This is a genomic window from Clostridium algoriphilum, from assembly GCF_020443705.1.
GTDB lineage: Bacteria > Bacillota > Clostridia > Clostridiales > Clostridiaceae > Clostridium_AD > Clostridium_AD algoriphilum.
The window spans coordinates 25553-43781 of sequence record NZ_JAIZZK010000032.1 but is presented as its reverse complement, the minus strand read 5'-3'; the positions used below and the strand labels follow the sequence as shown (position 1 = coordinate 43781).

At 32.4% G+C, this 18229-nt stretch carries 16 protein-coding genes; 15 read left to right on the top strand and 1 reads right to left on the bottom strand.

Annotated elements, in window-relative coordinates:
- Positions 1 to 132 precede the first annotated feature (132 nt).
- From LGK95_RS18030 to LGK95_RS18015, 4 genes are all read left to right on the top strand, one after another.
- Entirely contained in the window at positions 133 to 384 is a 252-nt protein-coding gene (locus LGK95_RS18030; protein WP_226126303.1) for a cysteine-rich small domain-containing protein, read from the top strand.
- 192 nt (positions 385 to 576) lie between these two features.
- Positions 577 to 1470, top strand: a complete 894-nt coding sequence (locus LGK95_RS18025) for a GNAT family N-acetyltransferase (RefSeq protein WP_226126302.1) — start codon at positions 577 to 579, stop codon at positions 1468 to 1470.
- 436 nt (positions 1471 to 1906) lie between these two features.
- Positions 1907 to 3160 carry a lysine 2,3-aminomutase gene (gene kamA / locus LGK95_RS18020; protein WP_226126301.1) on the top strand — a complete coding sequence of 418 codons (1254 nt, stop codon included), beginning with the start codon at positions 1907 to 1909 and terminating at the stop codon, positions 3158 to 3160.
- A gap of 95 nt (positions 3161 to 3255) precedes the next feature.
- Positions 3256 to 4527, top strand: a complete 1272-nt coding sequence (locus LGK95_RS18015; RefSeq protein WP_226126300.1) for a M14 family metallopeptidase — start codon at positions 3256 to 3258, stop codon at positions 4525 to 4527.
- A gap of 111 nt (positions 4528 to 4638) precedes the next feature.
- On the opposite strand, the gene LGK95_RS18010 is transcribed toward LGK95_RS18015, so the two are convergent.
- Positions 4639 to 6564 (bottom strand): ABC-F family ATP-binding cassette domain-containing protein, encoded by a 1926-nt coding sequence (locus LGK95_RS18010; protein WP_226126299.1) that lies wholly within the window; start codon positions 6562 to 6564, stop codon positions 4639 to 4641.
- Between the two features lie 347 nt (positions 6565 to 6911).
- Here LGK95_RS18010 and LGK95_RS18005 point away from each other — a divergent pair, with 347 nt between their 5' ends.
- The 11 genes from LGK95_RS18005 (at position 6912) to LGK95_RS17955 (ending at position 18212) form a co-directional block, all read left to right on the top strand.
- Positions 6912 to 7550 carry a redox-sensing transcriptional repressor Rex gene (locus LGK95_RS18005; RefSeq protein WP_226126298.1) on the top strand — a complete coding sequence of 213 codons (639 nt, stop codon included), beginning with the start codon at positions 6912 to 6914 and terminating at the stop codon, positions 7548 to 7550.
- 190 nt (positions 7551 to 7740) lie between these two features.
- Entirely contained in the window at positions 7741 to 8520 is a 780-nt protein-coding gene (locus LGK95_RS18000; protein ID WP_226126297.1) for a short-chain-enoyl-CoA hydratase, read from the top strand.
- A 75-nt stretch (positions 8521 to 8595) separates the two neighbouring features.
- The gene (locus LGK95_RS17995) at positions 8596 to 9735 is read left to right on the top strand and encodes an acyl-CoA dehydrogenase (protein WP_226126296.1); all 1140 of its coding nucleotides are present in this window, start codon (positions 8596 to 8598) and stop codon (positions 9733 to 9735) included.
- Positions 9736 to 9748: 13 nt separating this feature from the next.
- The gene (locus LGK95_RS17990; protein WP_226126295.1) at positions 9749 to 10531 is read left to right on the top strand and encodes an electron transfer flavoprotein subunit beta/FixA family protein; all 783 of its coding nucleotides are present in this window, start codon (positions 9749 to 9751) and stop codon (positions 10529 to 10531) included.
- Between the two features lie 19 nt (positions 10532 to 10550).
- Entirely contained in the window at positions 10551 to 11558 is a 1008-nt protein-coding gene (locus LGK95_RS17985) for an electron transfer flavoprotein subunit alpha/FixB family protein (RefSeq protein WP_226126294.1), read from the top strand.
- A gap of 141 nt (positions 11559 to 11699) precedes the next feature.
- Positions 11700 to 12545, top strand: coding sequence for a 3-hydroxybutyryl-CoA dehydrogenase (locus LGK95_RS17980; RefSeq protein ID WP_226126293.1), 846 nt, complete (start codon positions 11700 to 11702; stop codon positions 12543 to 12545).
- A 119-nt stretch (positions 12546 to 12664) separates the two neighbouring features.
- Positions 12665 to 13831, top strand: a complete 1167-nt coding sequence (locus LGK95_RS17975; protein WP_226126292.1) for an iron-containing alcohol dehydrogenase — start codon at positions 12665 to 12667, stop codon at positions 13829 to 13831.
- Positions 13832 to 13966: 135 nt separating this feature from the next.
- Positions 13967 to 14839 carry a sulfide/dihydroorotate dehydrogenase-like FAD/NAD-binding protein gene (locus tag LGK95_RS17970; RefSeq protein WP_226126291.1) on the top strand — a complete coding sequence of 291 codons (873 nt, stop codon included), beginning with the start codon at positions 13967 to 13969 and terminating at the stop codon, positions 14837 to 14839.
- Positions 14839 to 16221 (top strand): NADPH-dependent glutamate synthase, encoded by a 1383-nt coding sequence (gene gltA, locus LGK95_RS17965; protein ID WP_226126290.1) that lies wholly within the window; start codon positions 14839 to 14841, stop codon positions 16219 to 16221. Before LGK95_RS17970 ends, gltA begins: the two co-directional genes overlap by 1 nt.
- Positions 16222 to 16544: 323 nt before the next feature.
- Positions 16545 to 17585: a type I glyceraldehyde-3-phosphate dehydrogenase gene (gene gap / locus LGK95_RS17960; protein WP_226126289.1), complete on the top strand. Its 1041-nt coding sequence runs from the start codon at positions 16545 to 16547 to the stop codon at positions 17583 to 17585.
- A 213-nt stretch (positions 17586 to 17798) separates the two neighbouring features.
- Positions 17799 to 18212 (top strand): C-GCAxxG-C-C family (seleno)protein, encoded by a 414-nt coding sequence (locus tag LGK95_RS17955; protein WP_226126288.1) that lies wholly within the window; start codon positions 17799 to 17801, stop codon positions 18210 to 18212.
- Positions 18213 to 18229 lie beyond the last annotated feature (17 nt).

Genomic DNA, 18229 nt, shown 5'->3' with positions numbered 1-18229 from the left:
AATTATAACAAATAGAGGGGGTCATTGTTTTTTTTATTATAAAAGTAGCTTAAACCCTTGCTAATGCAAGGATTCAAATAAATAAAACAAAGATAGTGTTAACACTATCAATTTAATTAAGGAGAGTTAAAAATGACAAATAATTATAAATTTTTTAAACATAAGGATTGTGAATATTATCCGTGCCATAAAGTTAAAAATGATGAAAAATTTAATTGTTTATTTTGCTATTGTCCACTATATTTTCTAGAACAGTGTGGTGGGAATGGAAAGTTTGTAGATGGTATTAAAGATTGCTCAGCTTGCACCATTCCGCACTCTGAAAATGGTTACGATTATGTAGTAAACAAGATAAAAGAAGTAAATCAGACAAAAAGAAAATAATAATTATCAAATTAAGGCTATCAAAAGGTGAAAAACATTTTGATAGCCTTTTGGTTATAAATGCTTAACAAATGTATTATTAAGCCTATATATAAATATTTTGCTTCTTTTCATAATCATTTAATTCAATACGAATTTATGGATAGAGAAAAACTGTAGTACTTATTTTAAGTGACTAAAGGAGATAAGTAAATGACAATTAAGAAATTTAAGGTGTTATCTAATTTAAAAAGAAAGGAACTTTATAACTTTATTAAGAGCAAGGATTTAACTTATAACAAAACTTATTTAGAGATGATTAGAACATATGAAAGCGATATTTTTAATGAGGGGAATAATATTTTTATTCTATTTGATAAGAGCCAAATTAAGGGTAGCATGGCTGTAATAACTAAAGAAATTAGCATTAAGGGTGAGGCATATGTTACAGATATTTGCATTGAAAATGAAGGTGTAGAAACATCATTATGTTTATTGTTAAAAGAGATAGTTGATATTTGCAATATTTGCAGTGGAAGAATTCTAAAAGTCGGTATCCGTGAAAATGAAAAACAGCTTATTCCATATCTTAAAAAAATTGAATTTACACATATTTATGATGTAGTAGTTATGAACTATAAAAAAGGTGAAAACATGGGATTGGAAGTAAGCAATGATATGCAACTTATAGCACTTGATATTTTAAATTCTACCGAATACTTGAACATTCATAATGGAGCATTTGAGAGTAGTCCAAATGGAACAGCTATAAATGAAATTGAAGTTAAAGATTATATAGTTCAATATGCGAACAATGAAGATTTAATTGGAATAAGTTTTGTACACAATATACCATGTGGTATATATGAGCTTTCAATACATCAAAACATAGGATGGATTGATACTCTAGGAATTGCACCTAGTTACCAAAATAAAGGACTAGGTAAAAAATTGTTAGCTAAATGCATTAAAAGACTATATGAAGACGAGTTAGATGAAATAAAATTATTAGTGATTACATCAAATAACATCGCTGCAACTATGTATAAAAGATATGGATTTAAAGAAGAAAAAGTGTTTTCGTATTGGTTTGAGAAGCCAATTTAAAAAGGGTAAATGCAGAAGTGGTTATACTTAATTTATAAACATAGTAAAAATTTTATTGAATTGTTTTAATTTTACTATTATTTGAAACAAATTACAATTTTCTGAAAAAAGGTTGCAATTCAATTAGTTAAAGTCTATAATTAGGGAGAAATGGCATAAAAATTTTATGAAGAGCTATTTATATAATGAGAAAATTATTCTTGATTACATTAATAGTTTGATTATTTCTGTTTATTAAGGCACTGAAAATTCGGCGCCTTTTTTGTTTTAGATAGAATTAACATAAGCATTAAAAAATAAAATAGTAACGTTAAATTACTATAATCAATTAATAAAGTTACTCTAAGTGTATTAATTGATTATAGTATAGGGGAGAATATCTAGTATATTTACTAAATGATGAAATTACAAATAACTATGCGATGGAGGAATTAACATGAAAGTTAATAGAAGATTTGAATTATTTAAGGATGTAACAGATGAGCAGTGGAACGACTGGGAATGGCAAGTTACAAATAGAATTGAAACTGTAGAACAACTAAAAAAATACATACCATTAACGCAGGAAGAAGAAGAGGGAGCTAAAAAATGTCTTCAAACGTTAAGAATGGCCATAACTCCATATTATTTAGCGCTAATAGATCCTAATGATCCATATGATCCAATAAGAAAACAAGCTATACCAACAGCTTTTGAATTACATAAGGCGGATGCTGACTTATTAGATCCACTACATGAAGATACAGATTCTCCAGTTCCAGGGTTAACTCATAGATACCCTGATAGAGTTCTGCTATTAATAACTGATATGTGCTCAATGTACTGTAGGCATTGCACTAGAAGAAGATTTGCAGGGCAAAATGATAATTCTATGCCAATGGAAAAAATAGATAAAGCAATTGATTACATAAGAGATACTCCTCAAGTTAGAGATGTATTATTATCAGGTGGAGATGCCTTACTTGTTTCAGATGATAAATTAGAATACATAATTAAGAAATTAAGAGAAATACCACATGTTGAAATAATAAGAATCGGTTCAAGAGTACCGGTAGTTCTTCCGCAAAGAATTACTAAAGAATTAGTTGACATGTTAAAAAAATACCATCCAATTTGGGTAAATACCCACTTTAATCATCCGAATGAAATTACAGAAGAAGCAAAGTTTGCATGTGAGAGACTAGCAAATGCAGGAGTGCCATTAGGCAACCAATCTGTTCTTTTGAGAGGAGTTAATGATTGCACACATATAATGATGGAGTTAGTACACGAACTCGTTAAAATTAGAGTTAGGCCTTACTACATCTATCAATGTGATCTTTCAATGGGACTTGAGCACTTTAGAACACCAGTATCTAAAGGAATAGAAATTATTGAAGGATTAAGAGGGCATACTTCAGGATTTTGTGTACCTACGTTTGTAGTTGATGCTCCAGGTGGTGGTGGTAAAATTCCAGTTATGCCAGGATATATTATATCTCAAAGTCCTGAAAAAATAGTACTTAGAAACTTTGAAGGAGTTATAACTACTTATGAGCAACCAACGAGATATAATTCGGGCTGTCACTGTGATGTTTGTGAAGGAAAGAAAAAGGTTCACAGAGTAGGAGTAGCAGGTCTATTAAATAATGAGAAAATGTCTATGGAACCAGTTGGGCTTGAAAGAGGTTTAAGAGGAAAGCAAGAGTAAATTAAAATTATATAAGTGGTTTTATCATTTATTACTGTAACATTTATAATACAATTTCATAAAATGGTATTATAAGAAATTTTAGGAGGGTAAACTTGCAAACCCTAAAAATAGGATCAACAGGAACAGCAGTAATGGAAATACAATCACTACTTAATAAATTAGGTTATTATGTGGGAGATATAGACGGAATTTATGGACCTAAAACTGCAGAAGCAGTGCGAAAATTTCAAAGATATTTCCGGCTAGCAATAACAGGCGTAGTAAACGTCGATACTTATAAACTTATGAATAGATTTTTATTAGGATATGATACTTATAGAATTAGATCGGGTGATACAATATATCTCATAGCGAAGAGATATTTCACTACAGTTGCTAATATAATTACCGCTAATCCGCAAGTAAATGCTAGTAATTTAAAGGTTGGAGAGGTAATTACAATTCCATACTCTTTAGATGTAGTTAACACAAATATTGATTATACTTATGATATTATGAAAAAAAATTTGGATGGTTTAAAGGCTAGGTATCCATTTATTGACGTTGCTAGTGCAGGCAGGAGTGAGCTAGGGAAAGAGCTTTATTACGTGAAATTAGGTAGTGGACCTAATAAAGTGTTTTATAATGGTGCCCATCATGCTATAGAATGGATAACTGCTGTGCTTTTGATGAAGTTTATTGAAAACTTTGCTAAAGCATATGCATTAGGCCAAAATATAGATGGATATAACGCCCGCGACATATGGAGTAAAAGCACTATATATGTAATGCCTATGGTCAATCCGGATGGAGTTGATCTAGTACTTAATGGACTAAATAGAAGTAACCCATATTATAATGATTTAATTAAATGGAACAATGGCAATTTAGATTTTTCTAAAACATGGAGTGCTAATATTCGAGGTGTAGACCTCAATCATAACTATGATGCTATGTGGCAAGAATCAAAGGATGCAGAAGAAAGCTATGGAGTATATGGACCAGGTCCCACAAGATATTCAGGTACTTCACCAGAATCTGAATCAGAGTCTAGAGCTGTAGCAGACTTTACAAGAAATAATGATTTTAGATTAGTAATAGCATATCATACCCAAGGGGAGTTAATATATTGGAATTATCAAAACTTAGCAAGTTCAGAAGCAAAAAGGATAGCAGAAGTATTTTCACAATTAAGTGGTTATGAACTTGGGGAAACCTCTGGAATTACAAGCTATGCAGGATATAAGGATTGGTTTATAGAGAAATATAGAAGACCTGGTTATACCATTGAGGTTGGACTTGGAGAAAATCCCGTTCCAATTAATCAATTCAACAAAATTTATAGAGACAACATTAAAGTGTTATTAGAAGGAGCATTGATTTAAAAAGTTATAATAATAAGGTTCGGCATGTAGGTTGTTTTGATAGTAGAGTATTCACGACCGGCATTATTAAAGAACAGTTACAACTCACAATGAATGAGTTGTAACTGTTTTTTATTCTATCTCAGATAAAAAGGATTCCCAGTTTGAGTAAAGATATTCAAGGTCTGATTTAGTGCTTAAAATTTGATTGTTTGTCTCAACACTTCGACTAGGGCTTGAATATACCTCTTCAAGGCAAAGGTCATTATTCAATTTTTCTAATCCCTGTTCCATAGATGAGATTTTATCTTCTAGTGTTTTTAGATCTATTTTCTTCTGCTTTTCTAGTTTGTCACTATCTCTCTTCCTTTTTTTATCAAGATTAACTTGAGTTTTTGATATGCCAACCTGATCTTCTTCTATTTGAAAACGTTGAGGGTTTTTCTTCTTTTCTATGTAATAATTATAATTACCTAAATACTCTTTGAGTCCATCTTTATTTAATTCAAGTATTTTATGAATTACCTTATTTAAGAAATACCTATCATGGGATATTACAATCACTGTACCGTCATACCCTAATATTGAATCTTCTAAGGCTTCACGTGACATGATATCTAAATGGTTTGTTGGTTCATCTAGTAGTAAGAAGTTCGATTTAGACAACATAATTTTTAGAAGATTAATCCTACATCTTTCACCGCCACTAAGTGTTGAAATAACCTTAAATACATCATCGCCAAGGAATAAAAATGCAGCTAATGAAGTACGAAGCTCTGTAGTAGTAAGTTTAGGAAATTCATCCCAGACTTCATCTATTATGGTTTTTTCAGCGTTTAAATTTGATTGTTCTTGGTCGTAGTATCCCACGAAAATACTTTTACCTAATATTTTTATGCCAGTATCACCAGAAATTTTATCCATTATAATTTTAAAAAGAGTAGTTTTACCTCGACCATTTTCGCCTATAAGAGCAATCTTTTCTGATCTCTTAACATCTAAATATAAATTTTCAAATAAAATGTTGTCTCCAAATTTTTTTGATAAATTTTCTATATGTAAAACATCATTTCCACTTTTTATTTCCGTTTCAAATTTAATTTTTGTTTCCCTGGGGTCACTATTTGGAGAATCAATGCGGTTCATTTTATCCAAGGATTTTTGTCTGCTTTCTGCAGCTTTTACACTTTTTTCTCTATTAAAGGATCTATATTTAGTTATAATATCTTCTTGTCTTTTAATTTCGGATTGTTGCAAGTTATATGCCTTTAATTGGATTGCATAATTCTTTTTCTTTAAGTCGATAAAAGTTGTATAGTTCCCATTATAGGAGTCTACATGACCATTATTAAGTTCAAAAGTTTTATTAGTTATAGCATCCAAAAAAAACCTGTCATGGGATATTATAAACATAGTTCCTTTATATGATTTTAAATAATCTTCTAACCATTCTATAGCATCTAAGTCCAGGTGGTTAGTCGGTTCATCGAGTAATAGGACATCAGGATTATTAAGTAGCAACTTACATAATGCAACTCTTGTTTTTTGGCCTCCACTTAATATGCTTATTGGCTTATCATAATCTTCTTCCATAAAACCAAGACCTTTAAGAATTCTACTTATTTCAGCCTTATATGTGTAGCCACCCCTATTATTATAAAGGTCTGAACTTAATGTATATTCTTTAATTACTTTATCATGATATTCCTTCTTTGAAGCAACATATGGTTCACGCATTTTCGTTTCCAAATCTTTAAGGCTTTTTTCAAGGCTTAAAAGATTGCTGAACACTTGCAGTGTTTCCTCGTAAATGGTATTACTTAAATCTAGTGACAGATCTTGCGACAAGTACCCTACCCTTTTACTTTTATCTATAAATAGCTCACCACTATCATGATCCAATTGAGATGTTAGTATTTTAAAAAGTGTAGATTTACCAGCTCCATTGGCACCTATAAAACCGATTTTTTCACCTTCATTTATACTTAAAGTTATTTTGTCTAAAATAACATCTATACCATAACTTTTGTGAATATCCTTGCAACTTAGAACTATCATTATTTTCACCTTCCCTGTATCGTAATTTCAAAGTTATAAAGCAATATATTTATAGTAATAATTCTTCTAATTTAATAATTAAAGAAACAATACTTAACAGTCATAAATATTAACTAAAGAATGTTTCTATATTATTGTACTATTTATATATAAATTTTTGTAGTGAAAAGTAAATATATATAGCATTATTTTTAATAACTGCATAAAAAAGGACTAAAATGGCGAAAATTCTGTAAGAACTATTAACTAAAAATTAATAAATTTATAAGAAAAAGTGGTGAAAATTTATAATTGTGTGTTAAGATTGATAGTATGAAATTAGTGTAGGTTGCAGAGGAGTGTAAATTGTGGAAAGAAAAAAGAAGATATCAATGGCGGTTATTAGAAGGCTGCCTAAATACCATAGATATTTAAGGGAACTTTTAAGAAATGATGTAGATAGAATATCCTCAAAAGAGTTAGGGGAGAGAATTGGGTTTACAGCATCTCAAATCAGACAAGACTTGAACTGTTTCGGAGATTTTGGACAACAGGGATATGGATATAATGTTAAGGAGTTATTAAACGAAATTAGCGGTATACTAGGATTATCAAAAGAGTATAAGATGATAATAATTGGTGCTGGCAATATTGGGCAAGCTATTGCCAATCATACTAGATTTCAAAGGCTAGACTTTAACTTAGCGGGTATTTTTGATGTTAATCCAAAATTAATAGGATTAAGGATTAGAGATGTTGAAGTAATAGACATAGATGAATTAGTAAGTTTTCTAAAAGTGACTCCAATTGACATCGGAGTAATTTGTGTATCAGTAAATAGTGCACAAACAGTTACTGACATGATGGTAGCAAATGGCGTTAAAGGGATATGGAATTTTGCACCTTTAGATTTACAGGTACCTGAAGATATAATTGTAGAGAATGTCCATTTAAGTGAAAGTCTTTTAACACTTAGTTGTTTGATGAATGATAGGTCATATACATAAAGTTAACTAGGTACGTTTATTTCAATTTAATTATAGAAAATTTATGTTATAAAAAAATGATTTCTGTTGATATATCCATTAGAAAGATATATAATGGAGTTGAAGCAAAGAGCCTTAGCAAATCTTAGGGTTAATTGTTATATAATTAACAAATATTTAATGAATGAATTTATTCGTAAGGAGTGGTGTTGTGGAATACAGAAATATTGTCCTTCTAAAAGAAGGCAAAGTTGCAGTACTTACAATTAGTAGACCAAAAGCTCTAAATGCATTAAACTCAGAAACATTAAAAGAGCTCGATTTAGCAATTGATGAAATTGCTAAAGATGACGAAATCTACGCAGTGATCTTAACAGGTGAAGGCAAAGCTTTTGTGGCAGGTGCCGATATCACTGAAATGAAAGATCTAGATGTAATGAGTGGAAGAAAATTTGGTATTTTAGGGAATAAAGTTTTTAGAAAGTTAGAAACTTTAGAAAAACCTATAATAGCTGCAGTAAACGGTTTTGCACTCGGCGGAGGATGTGAGCTTTCTATGGCTTGTGATATTAGAATAGCTTCGTCAAAAGCAAAATTTGGACAACCTGAGGTAGGGCTCGGAATAACTCCTGGTTTTGGAGGCACTCAAAGACTTACTAGACTTGTAGGTCTTGGAATGGCGAAAGAATTAATTTACACAGCAAAAATTATTGGAGCAGAAGAGGCACTTAGAATCGGACTTGTAAACAAAGTTTTCGAGCCTGAAAATCTACTAGCCGAAGCTAAAGTACTCGCAAACACAATCGCAGCACAAGCACCTATTGCTGTTAGCTTTTGTAAAGCCGCAATAAACAAGGGAATACAAATAGATATCGATACTGCACTTTCGTATGAATCAGAATTATTTGGAGAGTGTTTTTCGACCGAAGATCAAAAAAATGGAATGATAGCATTTGTTCAAAAAACAGAAAAATGTTTTATGAATAAGTAAAAATAGTATATTAGTAAAAAAGTGAGGCAAGCTACCTTTGATAGGTGTCTCAGAGAATAGCGAGGAGGAAAGTACATGAATTTTACATTGACGAAAGAACAAGAATTTGTAAGACAAATGGTAAGTGAGTTTACAATAAACGAAGTTGAACCTATAGCTGCGGATATTGATGTAACAGAAAGATTTCCTACAGAAAATGTAGAAAAGATGGCTAGATACCATATGCTTGGTATTCCATTTGCAACTAAATATGGTGGAGCAGGCGGAGATTATTTATCTTACGCTATCACTGTTGAGGAATTATCCAAAGCATGTGCAACTACAGGAGTTATAGTTTCAGCTCATACTTCATTATGTGCTGGACCAATAGATGCGTTTGGTACAGAAGAACAAAAGATGAAATATTTAGTACCACTTGCAAAAGGTGAGAAATTAGGAGCTTTTGGTTTAACTGAACCTAATGCAGGAACAGATGCTTCAGAGCAACAAACTACAGCAGTTTTAGATGGCGATCATTATGTATTAAATGGTTCGAAAATATTTATAACAAACGGTGGAGTAGCTGATGTATTTGTTGTAGCGGCTATGACTGATAAGAGTAAAGGAACTAGAGGAATTTCTTGTTTCATAGTTGAAAAAGAGTTTGAAGGATTCTCAATTGGTAAACATGAAGACAAAATGGGAATAAGAGCATCATCAACTACAGAACTTGTATTTACTAACTGCATAGTTCCAAAAGAAAACCTACTTGGAAAAGAAGGAAAAGGCTTTGGTATGGCAATGAAAACTCTTGACGGAGGAAGAATTGGTATAGCAGCTCAAGCTTTAGGAATTGCAGAAGGTGCTTTAGAAGAAGCTAGAAAATACATGAAAGAAAGAAAACAATTTGGAAAACCACTTTCAGCATTCCAAGGGTTACAATGGATGATGGCTGATTTAGATGTCAGAGTAGAATGCGCTAAACTTTTAGTATATAAAGCAGCATTTAATAAGAGCAATGGTCTTCCATATAGCGTTGAAGCTGCTAGAGCAAAATTATATGCTGCAGAAACAGCTATGGAAGTTACAACTAAAGCTGTTCAAATATTTGGTGGATATGGATATACGAAAGAATACCCAATAGAAAGAATGATGAGAGATGCTAAGATAACTGAGATTTATGAAGGAACTTCACAAGTTCAAAAAATGGTTATTGCTGCAAACTTATTAAAGTAGGAGGGATTAAGGAATGAATATAGTTGTATGTTTAAAACAAGTTCCAGACACAAATGAAGTTAAAATAGATGCAAAAACAGGAACACTTATAAGAGAAGGAGTTCCATCAATCATAAATCCAGATGATAAAAATGCTTTGGAAGAAGCTTTAAGATTAAAAGATACCGATGGTGCACATGTAACAGTTGTAAGCATGGGACCCCCACAGGCTGAAAAAGCTTTAAGAGAATCTTTAGCAATGGGCGCTGATGAAGCAATATTAGTATCTGATAGAGCATTTGCAGGAGCAGATACATTAGCTACATCTAATGCATTAGTAGCAGCAATAAAAAAATTAGACTATGATGTAATTTTTGCTGGAAGGCAAGCTATTGATGGAGATACAGCGCAAGTTGGACCAGAAATAGCAGAACTTTTAAAAATTCCACAAATAACTTATGTTGAAAAAGTTGATATAATTGCTGGCGGATTAAAAGTTCAAAAAGCATGGGAAGATGGATATGAAAACATAGAAGTTAAGACTCCTGTACTTTTAACTGCTATAAAAGAGTTAAATGAGCCAAGATATATGAACATAAAGAACATTTATGAAATGTATGCAAATAAAGAAGTGAAAGTTTGGAGTGCAGATGATATTGGAGCAAACAAAGAACTTCTTGGACTAAAAGGTTCACCAACAAAGGTTAAGAAATCTATGACTAAAGAAGCTAAAGGCCAGGCAGAATTAGTAGAATTGCCACCTAAAGAGGCTGCTCAATTTGTAGTTTCAAAATTAAAGGAAAACCACTTTATTTAAGATGTAGGAGGGATTTAACATGAATATAGCAGATTACAACGGAGTCTGGGTCTTTGCTGAGCAAAGAGACGGAAAACTTCAAAAAATAGCATTAGAACTTTTAGGCGAAGGAAGTAGAATAGCAACTAAGCTAGGAATGGAATTAACAGCTGTACTTCTTGGTGATAAAACAGATGATATGGTTAAAGAATTGGTAGCATTTGGCGCAGATAAAGTAATAGTTGCTGAGAGCCCATTATTAAATCATTTTTCAACTGATGGATATGCAAAAGTTATAACTGAACTTGCAAATGAGAGAAAACCTTCAATAATATTTGTAGGAGCTAGTTATTTAGGAAGAGATTTAGGTCCTAGATTATCAGCAAGACTTACAACAGGATTAGTTGCTGATTGTACTTCATTAGATATAGATCCAGAAAACAACAATTTAATGATGACAAGACCAGCATTTGGAGGAAACTTAATGGCTACAATAGTTTGTGGAGATCATAGACCACAAATGGCTACTGTAAGACCAGGAGTTTTTGAGAAATTAGAAAGAGATGCAAAGAGAACTTGCCCAGTTGAAAAAATTACTGTGAACTTAACACAAGCAGATATCAGAACTAATACTATAGAAGTTGTAAAAGTTGCTCAAGTTTTAGCTGATATCGCAGATGCTAACATAATCGTATCTGGTGGTCGTGGAGTTGGAGCTAAAGAAAACTTCGCAATACTAGAAACACTTGCAGATGTTCTTGGTGGAGTTGTTGGAGGATCAAGAGCCGCAGTTGAAAATGGCTGGGTTGATAAATCACTTCAAGTAGGTCAAACAGGAAAAACAGTTAGACCTAATGTATATATAGCTTGCGGAATTTCAGGAGCAATTCAGCATTTAGCTGGAATGTCAGAATCTGATTATATAATAGCTATAAACAAAGATGCATCAGCACCTATCATGAAAGTTGCTAATTTAGCAATAGCTGGGGATTACTCTAAGATTATCCCTGAAATGGTAGCTAAAATTAATGAAGTAAAAGCAAAATAATATTTAGACCAAGTGAATTTAATATAATGAGCTTGCTATAAGAACTTGGTCTAATGCTAAACTTTAGTATTAGACCAAGTTTTAAAAAAAGAGCCACTAATTCGATTTTTACCAAAATAAAACAATGAGGAGCGTGTTATTATGGAAAAGATATTTGTAATTGGAACTGGCACAATGGGAGCAGGTATAGTTCAAACATTTGCTACTAAAGGATATGAAGTTATATTAAAAGGAAGAAATGATAGTTTTGATAAAGGAATTGCAGGAATCACAAAAAATCTAGATAAATTAGTTAAAAAAGAAAGAATTACAGAAGAAACAAAAGTTGCAATACTTTCAAAAATATCAGGAACTAATAATTTTAGTGATGCAGCAGACTGTGATTTAATAATTGAAGCATCTGTTGAAGATATGAATATTAAAAAGAAAACTTTTGGTGAATTAGACGAAATCTGTAAACCAGAAACTATTTTTGCATCAAACACATCTTCACTTTCTATAACAGAAATAGGTAATGCTACTAAAAGACCTGATAAGGTAATAGGAATGCATTTCTTTAACCCAGCAACAATGATGAAACTTGTAGAAGTAATTAAAGGAATGGGTACTTCTGATAAGACTTTCCAAACAGTAAAGGAAATATCTATAGCTGTTGGAAAAGATCCAGTAGAAATTGCTGAAGCTCCAGGTTTTGTTGTAAACAGAATATTAATACCAATGATTAACGAAGCTGTAGGAATACTTGCAGAAGGAATCGCAACTGCAGAAGATATAGATAAAGCAATGATGCTAGGAGCTAATCACCCAATGGGACCTTTAGCACTAGGTGATCTTATAGGACTAGATGTATGTATAGCTATCATGGATGTTTTATATAAAGAAACTGGAGATTCTAAATACAGAGCTCATAGTCTTTTGAGAAAATATGTTAGAGGTGGATTCTTAGGAAGAAAAACTAAAAGAGGATTCTTTGGTTACTCAAGATAACATATTTATCCCATATATTTAGGAAATGAACATAGAGAGCAGTATAACTATATGAGGTTGTAATGCTCTCTTTTAACAAATATATATACTACTATATTTTATGAATGGGGGGATATATAATGAATAGATTTACGTTGCCAAGAGATATTTATTTTGGGGAAAATTCCTTAGAAATGTTAAAAACTTTAAAAGGTAAAAAGGCAGTAATAGTTACTGGCGGTGGGTCCATGAAAAGATTCGGATTTTTGGATAAGGTTGAAGCTTATTTAAATGAAGCCGGAATCGAAGTTAAACATATTACTGGAGTGGAACCAGACCCATCAGTGGATACAGTTATGAGCGGTGCTGCAGTAATGAGAGAATTCGAGCCTGATTGGATAGTATCAATCGGTGGGGGTTCACCAATTGATGCAGCAAAGGCTATGTGGATTTTCTATGAATATCCAGAATTCACTTTTGAACAAGCTGTTATACCATTTGGTATTCCAGATTTAAGACAAAAGGCTAAATTTATAGCTATACCATCAACTAGTGGAACAGCTACTGAAGTTACAGCCTTTTCAGTAATTACTGACTATAAAGCAAAAATAAAATATCCTTTGGCAGATTTCAATCTAACTCCAGATATTGCAATAGTTGATCCAGCACTCGCACAAACAATGCCACCTAAATTAACATCACATACAGGTATGGATGCATTAACACATGCATTTGAGGCTTATGTAGCAGGGCGTCATTCTAGTTTTTCAGACCCACTTGCAATGCAAGCTATAACTATGATTAAAGAAAATCTAGTAAAGTCATTTGAAGGTAATGTAGAAGCAAGAAATGAAATGCATATGGCACAATGCCTTGCTGGAATGGCATTTTCAAACGCATTACTAGGAATAGCTCATAGCATGGCACATAAAATAGGTGGAGTATTCCATGTACCTCATGGGTTAGCAAATGCAATACTTCTTCCATATGTTATAGATTTCAACAAGAAATCTTGTGGAAGTAGATATGCTACAATTGCTAGAACATTAAAATTAAATGGTAATACAGATGATGAATTAATTGATTCATTAACTGATATGATAAGAGATTTAAACAAAACTATGAATATACCATTCTCTTTTAAACAAAACGGAATGACTAAAGAAGAGTTTGATGCAAATGTAGATTTTATAGCTGAGAATGCTTTAAAAGATGCATGTACAGGGTCTAATCCAAGACCAATAAACGTCGATGAGATGAAAAAATTATTAACTTGTACATTCACAGGCGAAAAAGTTAATTTTTAACCTTAAGCGCATTCACATAAGATGAAAGGACAGGTAGTTAATAGCATTAATGTTTTATGCTCTTTTCTATCTGTCTATATTAATTTAGGAGCTAATAAATAGATAATAATCATAGATGAATATGGAGGCAGAAAAATGTATAAAATCGTAGGAAAAAGAGCATTAGCACCTCAAATATTTTTAATGGATATTGAGGCACCAAGAGTAGCTAAATCAGCAAAACCAGGACAGTTTATAATTATAAAAATGGATGAAAAAGGTGAAAGATTACCCTTAACAATAAGTGACTTTGATGCTGAGAAGGGTACAGTTACTATAGTGGTACAAACTATAGGTTGTTCAACAAAAGAAATGGAACACTACGAAATTGGCGATTCATTTGAAGATTTTGTGGGACCACTTGGACAAGCAACAGAATTAATGAGTGAAAGCATAGAAGATTTAAAAAAGAAGAAAATTGTGTTTGTAGCTGGTGGACTAGGAACAGCACCAGTTTATCCACAAGTTAAATGGTTAAGTGAGCAAGGCGTAAAGGCAGATGTAATAATAGGCGCAAAGTCTAAAGATCATATAATTATGGAAGACGAAATGAAAAAAGTAGCAGGTAATGTATATCCATGTACTGATGATGGTTCTTATGGATATAATGGACTTGTTACAAATAAATTAAAGGAATTAGTTCAAGTTGATGGCAAGGGTTACGATTTGGTTGTTGCAATTGGACCAATGATAATGATGAAATTTGTTTGTAAGCTAACAGAAGAACTTAAAATAGCAACAATTGTTAGTATGAACCCTATAATGGTTGATGGAACAGGAATGTGTGGAGGTTGCAGACTTACAGTTGGCGGCGAGACTAAATTTGCATGCGTTGATGGACCAGAATTTGATGGCCATAAGGTTGATTTTGCAGAAGCAATGAGAAGACAAACAATGTACAAAACGCAAGAAGGCGCTAAAACTGAAGGCATTAAACCTGGCTGCGGTTTAGAAGGGGGTACAAAATAATGAGTATGAAACAGAGAGTCCCAATAGCAGAACAAGACCCAAAAGTAAGAGCAACTAATTTTGAAGAAGTATGTCTAGGATATACAGAAGAAGAAGCAGTTGAGGAAGCATCAAGATGTTTAAATTGTAAAAAACCAATGTGTGTTACTAAATGTCCAGTAGCAATAGATATTCCAGGATTTATTCAGCATGTTAAAAATAAAGAGTTTGTAGAAGCAGTTAAGGTAGTAGCAAAATACAGTGCATTACCAGCTGTCTGTGGAAGAGTTTGCCCACAAGAGACTCAATGTGAAAGCAAATGTATATTAGGGATAAAGGGAGACGCTATAGCTATTGGTAAACTTGAAAGATTTGTTGGTGACTATTCAAGAGTGCATAGTGTAGATATCTCAGAAACTAAACCTAAAAAAGGCATTAAGGTAGCAGTAATCGGAAGTGGTCCATCAGGACTTACTTGTGCAGGAGATTTAGCTAAAGAAGGATATGATGTAACTATTTTTGAAGCACTTCATGAAGCTGGTGGAGTTTTAGTATACGGAATCCCACAATTTAGATTACCTAAGGAAACAGTTGTTAAACATGAAGTTGAAAATGTTAAGAGCTTAGGAGTTAAGTTAGAAACAAATGTAATTGTAGGCAGAACTGTTACAATAAATCAATTAATGGAAGATGAAAGTTTTAAAGCTGTATTTATTGGTTCAGGTGCAGGACTTCCAATGTTTATGGGAATACCAGGTGAAAATTTGAATGGTGTATTCTCAGCTAATGAATTCCTAACTAGAAACAATTTAATGAAAGCATATAAAGAAGGATATCAAACCCCTATAAGAGTAGGCACTAAGGTTGCAGTTGTAGGTGGAGGGAACGTTGCTATGGACTCTGTGCGTACAGCAGTTAGATTAGGAGCAGAAGGTCACATAGTATACAGGAGATCACTAGAAGAACTTCCAGCAAGAGCTGAAGAAGTGCATCATGCAATTGAAGAAGGAGTTATAATGGATTTATTAGTAAATCCAGTAGAAATCCTTGGAGATGAAAAAGGAAATGTTATCGGTATGAAGTGTATAAAAATGGAACTTGGTGAGCCGGATGCTTCAGGTAGACGTAGACCTATAGCTATTAAAGGTTCAGAGTTTACACTTGATGTAGACACAGTTATAATGTCTCTAGGAACATCACCAAACCCATTGATTCCTTTAACAACAGAAGGTTTGAGTATTAATAAAAAGAAATGTATTATTGCAGAAGATGAAACTGGTTTAACTTCTATAGATAAGGTATATGCTGGTGGAGATGCAGTTTCAGGAGCAGCTACAGTTATACTAGCTATGGAAGCAGGAAAGAAAGCTGCTAAATCTATAAATGAAATGTTAACAAAATAATAATATATAGTTGAAATACCTCTGTGAGCATTTGTTCATGGAGGTATTTTAATACGAACATTCGTATTTTTAAAGAAGCAAAGGAAAAATGAGTATTAAGTAGCAAACTGCATATAGAATTACAAATTTGGAATACTGTAAACGTATGCATCTTTGACAAAAGTATGTTACATTGGTATAAATAGTATAGTGCATTAAATGTAAACGATTAAATATATGGAAGGATGCTGTAAATAATGTAATTATATGTAAAGGTAAACCTAAAATTGTTCAATTGGTAGTATGACATAATACATTAAAAAAAGTATATTGGAGGAGCTAATGTGTGTATAAAAGTAGCTGTAAATGGATTTGGTAGAATAGGAAGAGTCGTATTAAGAATTGCACAAGAAAGTTTATATGACGGGGCAGATATAGTAGCTATAAATGCAAGAGCAGATGTAGAGACACTTGCACATCTGTTTACCTATGATTCTTGTTATGGAACATTTAAAGGTAGCGTAGAAACAAAAGGTAACTCGTTAATAATAAATGGCAAAGAAATTAAAGTATTTAATGAAAAAGAACCTAAGAATTTGCCTTGGAAGGAACTTGGCATAGATATAGTTATTGAATCAACAGGTGCATATAAAAAAAGAGAACAGGCTATGCAACATATTGCAGCAGGAGCTAAAAAAGTAGTAATTACTTCACCAGCAGAGAATGAGGATATAACAATTGTTATGGGAGTAAATGATGAAAAATATAATCATCAAAAACATAATATTATTTCTAATGCATCTTGTACTACCAATTGTCTTGCACCTTTTACTAAAGTGTTAAACGAACAATTCGGTATAGTTAAAGGAAGCATGACTACAATACACTCCTATACGAACGATCAGAAAATATTAGATAAAACTCATAAAGATCTTAGGCGGGCAAGGGCAGCTGGGGAATCAATAATTCCTACAAGTACTGGGGCTGCAAAAGCACTCGCAAAAGTAATTCCGAGTCTTGAAGGCAGAATTAATGGTTCAGCTCTAAGGGTACCTACAGCTACTGTTTCTATCACAGAGCTAGTTTGTGAAATGTCAAAAGAGATAACAGTAGAAGAAGTAAACAATGCATTTAAGTATGCAGCACAACATGAACTTAAAGGAATACTCGGTTACTCAGAAAAGCCATTAGTATCTATCGATTATAAGGGGGATAATAGATCATCTATAGTTGATGGACTTTCGACCATGGTTATTGGTAAGAATATTTTAAAAGTACTAGCATGGTATGATAATGAATGGGGATACTCAGCTCGAACAGTAGACCTAGTAAATCTTGTGGCAAGTAAAATGAGTAATGAAAAGAATATGAGAATGGTAGTATAATGCAAGGCATTATTACCGTGTAAAAACAAGGGATGGTAATCAATTATTAACTAATTAAGTAGTTATAATTGAGAGCTGTCCCTGTTAGTTTTTTGAACTGGCATATTAATATTAAGCGGAAATACAATTTTACTAATGAGTACTTAAAATAAAAAACTTGTTAGAAATCAAAAGATTTTGTTATAATAAAAATAAATGCTAGGAGGAATATATATGTTAATGAATAATATTAATAAATATTACACTAAAGAATATGATTATAGTTGCGCTGAGGTATTAATTTATGCAGCTAGTGATGAATATAATATGCATCTGACTAGTGAAACTTTTAAGGCTATGTCTTCATTTGGTGGTGGAATGGCTATAGAGAGTGTATGTGGAGCAATTACAGCTTCTTTGGCAGTTATAGGTATACTGTTCACCAAGGAAAGAGCACATGAAGGAGATAGAGTTAAAAAGCTATGCACGGAACTCTTTCAAAAATTTGATGCAAAATTAGGTGCGAATAATTGTGCTATGCTTAAAGCAAAATATAAAACAGAAGACATTGGTTGCAGGGTAATGATTGAAACTGCTGCTGAAATATTGGATGAAATTGTAAAGCGTGAATTACAAGTTAATAATTAAACTTATGGAGAGGAAAA

Coding starts and splice junctions, on each gene's coding strand:
- LGK95_RS18030 (WP_226126303.1), top strand. CDS start 133: ATGACAAATAATTATAAATTTTTTAAACATAAGGATTGTGAATATTAT.
- LGK95_RS18025 (WP_226126302.1), top strand. CDS start 577: ATGACAATTAAGAAATTTAAGGTGTTATCTAATTTAAAAAGAAAGGAA.
- kamA (WP_226126301.1), top strand. CDS start 1,907: ATGAAAGTTAATAGAAGATTTGAATTATTTAAGGATGTAACAGATGAG.
- LGK95_RS18010 (WP_226126299.1), bottom strand. CDS start 6,564: ATGATAGTTCTAAGTTGCAAGGATATTCACAAAAGTTATGGTATAGAT.
- LGK95_RS17995 (WP_226126296.1), top strand. CDS start 8,596: ATGAATTTTACATTGACGAAAGAACAAGAATTTGTAAGACAAATGGTA.
- LGK95_RS17990 (WP_226126295.1), top strand. CDS start 9,749: ATGAATATAGTTGTATGTTTAAAACAAGTTCCAGACACAAATGAAGTT.
- LGK95_RS17985 (WP_226126294.1), top strand. CDS start 10,551: ATGAATATAGCAGATTACAACGGAGTCTGGGTCTTTGCTGAGCAAAGA.
- LGK95_RS17980 (WP_226126293.1), top strand. CDS start 11,700: ATGGAAAAGATATTTGTAATTGGAACTGGCACAATGGGAGCAGGTATA.
- LGK95_RS17975 (WP_226126292.1), top strand. CDS start 12,665: ATGAATAGATTTACGTTGCCAAGAGATATTTATTTTGGGGAAAATTCC.
- LGK95_RS17970 (WP_226126291.1), top strand. CDS start 13,967: ATGTATAAAATCGTAGGAAAAAGAGCATTAGCACCTCAAATATTTTTA.
- gltA (WP_226126290.1), top strand. CDS start 14,839: ATGAGTATGAAACAGAGAGTCCCAATAGCAGAACAAGACCCAAAAGTA.
- LGK95_RS17955 (WP_226126288.1), top strand. CDS start 17,799: ATGTTAATGAATAATATTAATAAATATTACACTAAAGAATATGATTAT.